This window comes from Pseudonocardia terrae (genome assembly GCF_021343995.1).
GTDB lineage: Bacteria > Actinomycetota > Actinomycetes > Mycobacteriales > Pseudonocardiaceae > Pseudonocardia > Pseudonocardia terrae.
In genome coordinates this window covers 23,906-30,895 of record NZ_JAJTTE010000072.1, presented here as the reverse complement: position 1 = coordinate 30,895, position 6,990 = coordinate 23,906, and the positions used below count along the sequence as shown (strand labels likewise).

Genomic DNA, 6,990 nt, shown 5'->3' with positions numbered 1-6,990 from the left:
GTCCCGACATTCAAGCTCGACACACTGTTGAGTTCTCAAAAGACACCCGCACACCCTCACTCGATCGCGTCGGCGATCTCGATCGGGGGCTTCCTTCTCGGATTGTCACCCTACCAGAGCGATCCGCTCGGAGGCAACTCCCCTATCTTACGCATGTCCCTCGGCCGGGTCAAGCACCGAAGTCCCGCGCCGGTCCGCTCCGCCCGCGGGGGGCTCGACCGAACCGATTGTCGTCGCCCGCCTGCAGTCCGACTCTGGGCCGGAGATTCCGTCCCGGTCTGTCGTGCTGACCGCCGTGGCGACGAGAGAGAAAGTTACACACCCGCTCCGGGGCCTCGAAAGCCGGGGGGCACTTTTGGCATCTCCGCAGGTCACGGCCCGGTTGCGGGCGGTTCCCACCCGCGGGGCTCTCGACCGCGCCGACGCGGGGGCGGACGAGGACCGGCCGTGGAGGGCCGGATGCGAACGGGCCCGGCACGCCCCTCGTGGGTGCGTACCGGGCCCGAATCCCGCGTCTGTGATTTCGGCGACCTCGTGGGTCGTCAGCCCGCCACGCGGACCCCGGCGAGGTTGCGCTTGCCCCGGCGGAGCACCAACCAGCCACCGGCGAGCAGGTCGTCCGCGGACGGGGTCCACTCCTCGTCGTCGACCTTGCCGTTGTTCACGTAGGCCCCGCCCTCCTTCACGGCGCGGCGCGCGGCCCCCTTGCTCTCGACCAGGCCGGTGCCCACCAGGAGGTCGACGATCGTGGAGCCCGCGTCGAGCGACGTGTCCGTGACCGGCACCTCGGCCATCGCGGCGGTCAGCGTCGCCGCCTCGAGCTCGCCGAGCTCCCCCCGCCCGAACAACGCCGACGATGCCGCGATCACCTGCGCCGTGGCGTCCGGCCCGTGCACCAGGGTGGTGAGCTCCTCCGCCAGCCGGCGTTGACCCAGCCGCAGGTGCGGGCGCTCGGCCGTCTCCTTCTCCAGCTCCTCGATCTCCTCCCGCGGCAGGAAGGTGAACAGCCGGAGGTACGTGCCGACGTCGGCGTCGGAGACGTTGACGAAGTACTGGTACCAGGCGTACGGCGAGGTCAGCTCCGGGTCCAGCCAGATGTTGCCCCCGCCCGTCGACTTGCCGAACTTGCGGCCCTCGGAGTCCGTGACGAGTGGTGTGGTCAGCGCGTGCGCCGTCCCGCCGTCGATCCGCCGGATGAGGTCCGCGCCGCCGACGATGTTGCCCCACTGGTCCGAGCCGCCGATCTGCAGCCGGCACCCGTAGCGGCGGTAGAGCTCGAGGTAGTCCTGGGACTGCAGGAGCAGGTAGCTGAACTCCGTGTACGAGAGCCCGTCCCCGGCCAGCCGGCGCTTCACCGTCTCCCGCCCCAACATGACGTTGACCGAGAAGTGCTTGCCGATGTCGCGCAGGAACGTCAGGACGCTCTGGTTGCCGGTCCAGTCCAGGTTGTTCGCGACGAGCGCGCCGGTGGGCGAGTCGTCGAAGGTCACGAACCGCTCGAGCTGCCCGCGGATCCGGGTGGCCCACTCGGTGACGGTCTCGACGCTGTGCAGCGACCGCTCCCCGACGTCGCGAGGGTCGCCGATCTGCCCGGTCGCCCCGCCGGCCAGCACGATCGGGCGTGCTCCCGCCTCCTGGAAGCGGCGCAGGGTCAGCAGCGGGATCAGGTGGCCGGCGTGCAGGCTGGCCGCGGTCGGGTCGAACCCGCAATACAGGGTGAGCTGCTCGGGGCCCTCGAGGTCCTTGCGCAGGGCGTCGAGGTCGGTGGTCTGCGCGATGAGGCCGCGCCACTCCAGCTCGTCGAGGATGCTCACGCCCCAATCCTCCCCGATAGGCCGACGGCCCGTCCCCCGGGTTCCGGGAGGCGGGCCGCAGGTCGGACCGGATCGGGGTCGCGTCAGCCGAGCTTCGCGTTCAGGTCCCCGGGCAGCGTGTCGAGCAGCGCCGGCAGGCTCAGCACGCTGGAGAAGGACAGCGCGGCGGACTGCTCGGTGTCCGGGGTGAACGCATGTCCCTCGGACACGGGCTTCAGCCGCGCGTACCCCGGCAGGCTCTCGAACTGCCGGGTCTCGGCGTCGCTCGCGGTGATCAGCGCCAGCGCGTCGACCGAGTTGAGCGTCGACAGCTCCTCCGTGCTGATCGTGGCGTAGAACTCGTTGCCCGCCAGATCGTTGATCTCGTCGGGGATCTTCATCCCGATCGACTCGAAGAACCGGCCGCGCAGGTCCTGCGAGCTCCACGCGAAGAACGACGCGCTGTCGTTCGAGCTCGGCCGCACGGCTGCGACGGTCTTCCCCTGCAGCGCCGGGTACTGCTCCTTGGCCTGCGCGAACCTCGCCTCCAGGTCGGAGATCAGCTTCTCGGCCGCGGCCGGCGTGCCCAGGGCCCGGCCGGTGAGGCGGGTGGCGTCCTGCCACGGCGTCCCGTAGTCGACGAACCCGGCCGGCTGCGCGATCGTCGGCGCGATCTTCGAGTAGGTGTCGTACTGCTCCTGGGTCAGGCCCGCGGAGATGCCGATGATGAGGTCGGGCCGCAGGGCCGCGATCGCCTCCGTGCCGACGTCGCCGACGGGCAGGACCTGCGGCTGCTGCCCCTGCAGCTCGTCCTGCGCCCAGTCCCAGGTGGCGGAGGGCTTGTTGCCGGTGAACTCCCGGATGGCGACCGGCACCACGCCCAGCGCCAGGATCGCGTCCTGGTCGGTGTAGCCCAGCGACACGACGCGCTGCGGGGCGGCCGGCACGGTCGTGGTGCCGAACTTGTGCGTGACGGTCGCAGGGAAGGCGCCTGCCGCGCCGGAGGGCGCGGTGCTGCCGGACCCGGACTGCTGCCCGCCGGAGCCGCCACATCCGGCGAGGACGAGGACGCCGGCGAGCAGCAGGCCGACGAGCGAGAGGAGTCGGCCTGGCCGACGATCACCGAACACGGCAGGAAGGTTAGGTTCACCTTCCCTGAGTGTCCACTTCCGGGTGCCCTCGTCAGGTCACGGTTCGGACGCGGCCCGGTCGGTACGGGCTCACCTCCGGCGCCCCGTCCACCCAGAACCGCCACGGCGTGTCGTGCGCGGCGGCGACGCCCACCCGCGGCCCGGTGCGGATGCGCTCGGCCGGCAGCGGCTCCCCCGCCACGACCCGCACGGGCGAGTCCGGCGAGGTGACGTCGACGCCGTTGTGCTCGCGGCCCAGCCCCAGCAGCGAGGCGAGTCGGGCGGGTCCGCGCGCCAGGTCCGCGTCCCGCCGGGCGGTCGGCCGCCGGACCCGCGCGATCCCCGGGTCCGACACCACCCGCCCGGCGCGCAGGAGCACCGCGCCGGCCTCGCCCTCCTGCAGGCAGGTGACGTTGGCGCAGAAGTGCATGCCGTAGACGAAGTAGACGTACAGGTGCCCGGCGGGGCCGAACATCACGGCGTTGCGCGGGGTCCGGCCCCGGTAGCTGTGCGACGCCGGGTCGTCCGCCCCGCGGTAGGCCTCCACCTCGACGAGCTCCACCGCCACGAGGCCGTCGGGCGTGTCCGCCTCGACGGTGCAGCCGAGGAGCCGGGCCGCCGCGGGGAGCACGTCGGTGGCGAGCTCCTCGCGCACGATCAACGGCCGGGTCGGGGCGGCCACTCAGCCGTTCACCACCAGGGCGCCCACCCAGGACCGTGCGTCGGCGGAGGCGAGGCGCAGGCCGTCGAGCTGTTCCTCGACGCGCTCGGCCGCGGTCCCGCCGCGCGCGTCGCGCGAGGCGATGGAGCCCTCGACGGTGAGCACCTCCCGCACCGCGGGGGTGAGGGCGGGATGCACGCCGGCCAGCTCGCCGTCGGTGAGGTCCTCGAGCCCGACACCGCGCGTCTCCGCCGCCCGGACGCAACCGCCCGCGGCCTCGTGCGCCACCCGGAACGGCACGCCCTGCCGGACGAGCCACTCCGCCACGTCCGTGGCGAGGGTGAAGCCCGCGGGCGCGAGCTCCGCGAGCCGGTCGGTGTGGAAGACCAGCGTCTCGACCATGCCCGCCACGGCCGGCAGCAGCAGCTCGAGCTGCTCGGCGGAGTCGAACAGCGGCTCCTTGTCCTCCTGCAGGTCCCGGTTGTACGCGAGCGGCAGACCCTTCAGCGTGGCCATCAGCCCGGCCAGGTTGCCGATCAGCCGGCCCGCCTTGCCGCGCGCCAGCTCCGCGACGTCCGGGTTCTTCTTCTGCGGCATGATCGAGCTGCCGGTGGAGAACGCGTCGTCGAGCGTGACGTAGGAGAACTCCGCGGTGGCCCAGAGGATGACCTCCTCCGCCAGTCGCGACAGGTCGACCGCGACCATGGCCAGCACGAACGCGGCCTCCGCCGCGAAATCGCGCGCGGCGGTGCCGTCGATCGAGTTCTCCGCCGACGAGTCGAAGCCCAGCTCGGCGGCCACGGCCTCCGGGTCGAGCCCGAGGGACGAGCCGGCGAGCGCCCCGGACCCGTACGGCGAGACCGCGGCCCGCTTGTCCCAGTCCCGCAGCCGGTCGACGTCCCGGACCAGGGCCTGGGCATGCGCGGCGAGCTGGTGCGAGAGCAGCACCGGCTGGGCGTGCTGCAGGTGCGTGCGGCCCGGCATCGGCGCGTTCGGGTAGGCGGTGGCCTGGGTGACCAGGGCGTCGACGACGTCGAGCACGCCGGACCCGATCCGGCGCGCCGCGTCGCGCAGCCACATCCGGAACAGCGTGGCGACCTGGTCGTTGCGGGACCGGCCCGCGCGGAGCTTGCCGCCCAGCTCCGGACCGGCCCGCTCGATGAGCCCGCGTTCCAGTGCGGTGTGCACGTCCTCGTCCGCCGGGGCGGGCGCGAACGAGCCCGACTCGACGTCCGCGGCGAGCTTCGCCAACGCCTCCAGCATCCCGTCGAGCTCGGCGTCGCTGAGCAGACCGGCGCGGTGCAGCACACGGGCGTGTGCCTTCGAGCCCCGGATGTCGTACGGCGCGAGCCGCCAGTCGAACTGCGTCGACTTGCTCAGCGCGGCCAGCGCGTCGGCCGGACCCCCGCTGAACCGCCCACCCCACAACGCGGACATCAGTCGGTCCCCGCTTCCAGCGCGGCGGCGTCGAGGGACTTCTCCGACTCGCGCTCACCGGCCCGCTCGTCCGCCGCGATCCGGTCGAACCCGCCCGAGGGCAGCGCGCCGAAGAGCGTGCCGTGCTCGACGAGCACCGTCCCCTGCTCGGCCGGCTGGTCGGCGTAGGCCTCCAGCTTGGCGCGCGAGTCGGCGATGTCGAGGTTGCGCATGGTGAGCTGGCCGATCCGGTCCGTGGGGCCGAACGCGGCGTTCTCGACGCGCTCCATCGAGAGCCGGTCCGGGTGGTAGGAGAAGCCGGTCCCCTCGGTGTTCAGGATCGTGTAGTCGTCCCCGCGACGGAGGCGGAGCGTCACGGTGCCGGTGACCAGGGAGGCGATCCAGCGCTGGATCGACTCGCGCAGCATCAGCGACTGCGGGTCCAGCCAGCGGCCCTCGTAGAGCAGCCGGCCGAGGCGGCGGCCCTCGTTGTAGTAGTTGGCGAGGGTGTCCTCGTTGTGGATCGCGTTGAGCAGCCGCTCGTAGGCGGCGAAGAGCAGCGCCATCCCGGGCGCCTCGTAGATGCCCCGGGACTTGGCCTCGATGATCCGGTTCTCGATCTGGTCGGACATCCCCAGGCCGTGCCGGCCGCCGATGGCGTTGGCCTCCAGGACGAGGTCCACCGCGGTGGCGAAGCGACGGCCGTTGAGCGCCACCGGACGCCCCGCCTCGAAGGTGACCGTGACGTCCTCGGACTCGATCGCGACCGACGGGTCCCAGAACTTCACGCCCATGATCGGCTCGACGGTCTCCAGCGAGACGTCGAGGTGCTCGAGCGTCTTGGCCTCGTGCGTGGCGCCCCAGATGTTCGCGTCGGTGGAGTACGCCTTCTCGGCCGAGTCCCGGTAGGGCAGCCCGTGGGCGGTGAGCCAGCGGCTCATCTCGTCCCGGCCGCCCAGCTCGTCGACGAAGTCCGCGTCGAGCCACGGCTTGTAGATGCGCAGCTCGGGGTTGGCCATCAGGCCGTAGCGGTAGAACCGCTCGATGTCGTTGCCCTTGAAGGTCGAGCCGTCGCCCCAGATGTTCACGCCGTCGGCCTGCATCGCCCGCACCAGCAGCGTTCCCGTGACGGCGCGGCCCAGCGGTGTGGTGTTGAAGTACGTCCGGCCCCCGGACCGGATGTGGAAGGCGCCGCACGCCAGGGCCGCCAGCCCCTCGTCCACGAGCTGGGGCTTGATGTCGACCGCGCGGGCGATCTCGGCGCCGTACTGCTTCGCGCGGTCGGGGACGCCGGAGATGTCCGCCTCGTCGTACTGGCCCAGGTCGGCGGTGTAGGTGCACGGGATCCCGCCCTTGTCGCGCATCCAGGCGACCGCCACGGAGGTGTCGAGGCCTCCGGAGAAGGCGATGCCGATGCGCTCGCCCTTGGGAAGGGAGGTCAGGACCTTGCTCACGGGATGGTTCTCCTTGATCAGAAATCGCGCAGGGTCAGAGTTCCAGCAGGCGCGCGACGACCTCGGTCCCGGTGAGCGGCTCGCGGGCCACCACCAGGACGGTGTCGTCGCCCGCGATGGTGCCGACGACGTCGTTCAGGGCGGCGCGGTCGAGCGCACTCGCAAGGTAGTGCGCCGCACCGGGCGGGGTGCGCAGCACCGCCAGGTTGCCACTCGCGTCCGCGGACACGAGCACCTCCCCGAGCAACCGGGCGAGCCGGGCTGTGCCGCCCTCGGGGATGTGGGCCAGGCCGCGGACCGGGCTGCCGTCGTCGGGGATCACGTACGCCCCCCGGACCTTGACCGCGCCCAGCTCGTCCAGGTCCCGGGAGAGCGTGGCCTGGGTGGTGCCGATGCCCTCGGCGTCGAGCAGGGTGAGCAGCTCGGCCTGGCTGCGCACCGCCTGCTGGGCGATGATCTCGACGATCCGCGCCTGCCGGGCCACCCGGGTCGCCGCACCGGAGCGCGCCGCCGTCACGACGCCGCCCGCCCGACGC

General features: G+C 72.4%; 6 protein-coding genes. All 6 read right to left on the bottom strand.

Features of this window, described 5'->3' with window-relative positions; genetic code table 11:
* Window positions 1-542: 542 nt before the first annotated feature.
* Entirely contained in the window at window positions 543-1,814 is a 1,272-nt protein-coding gene (gene tyrS, locus LWC33_RS31095) for a tyrosine--tRNA ligase (protein ID WP_233308275.1), read from the bottom strand.
* A gap of 83 nt (window positions 1,815-1,897) precedes the next feature.
* The gene (locus LWC33_RS31090) at window positions 1,898-2,923 is read right to left on the bottom strand and encodes an iron-siderophore ABC transporter substrate-binding protein (protein WP_233308274.1); all 1,026 of its coding nucleotides are present in this window, start codon (window positions 2,921-2,923) and stop codon (window positions 1,898-1,900) included.
* A gap of 52 nt (window positions 2,924-2,975) precedes the next feature.
* Window positions 2,976-3,605 (bottom strand): DNA-3-methyladenine glycosylase, encoded by a 630-nt coding sequence (locus LWC33_RS31085; protein WP_233308273.1) that lies wholly within the window; start codon window positions 3,603-3,605, stop codon window positions 2,976-2,978.
* Complete coding sequence (argH, locus tag LWC33_RS31080; RefSeq protein ID WP_233308272.1) at window positions 3,606-5,021, bottom strand: argininosuccinate lyase; 1,416 nt, start codon at window positions 5,019-5,021, stop codon at window positions 3,606-3,608.
* A complete protein-coding gene (gene argG / locus LWC33_RS31075; protein ID WP_233308271.1) occupies window positions 5,021-6,454 on the bottom strand; it encodes an argininosuccinate synthase in 1,434 nt (477 codons plus the stop codon). The genes argH and argG overlap by 1 nt, the downstream gene beginning before the upstream one ends.
* A 34-nt stretch (window positions 6,455-6,488) precedes the next feature.
* On the bottom strand, window positions 6,489-6,971 hold the full coding sequence (locus tag LWC33_RS31070; protein WP_233308270.1) for an arginine repressor: 483 nt from the start codon (window positions 6,969-6,971) through the stop codon (window positions 6,489-6,491).
* Window positions 6,972-6,990 lie beyond the last annotated feature (19 nt).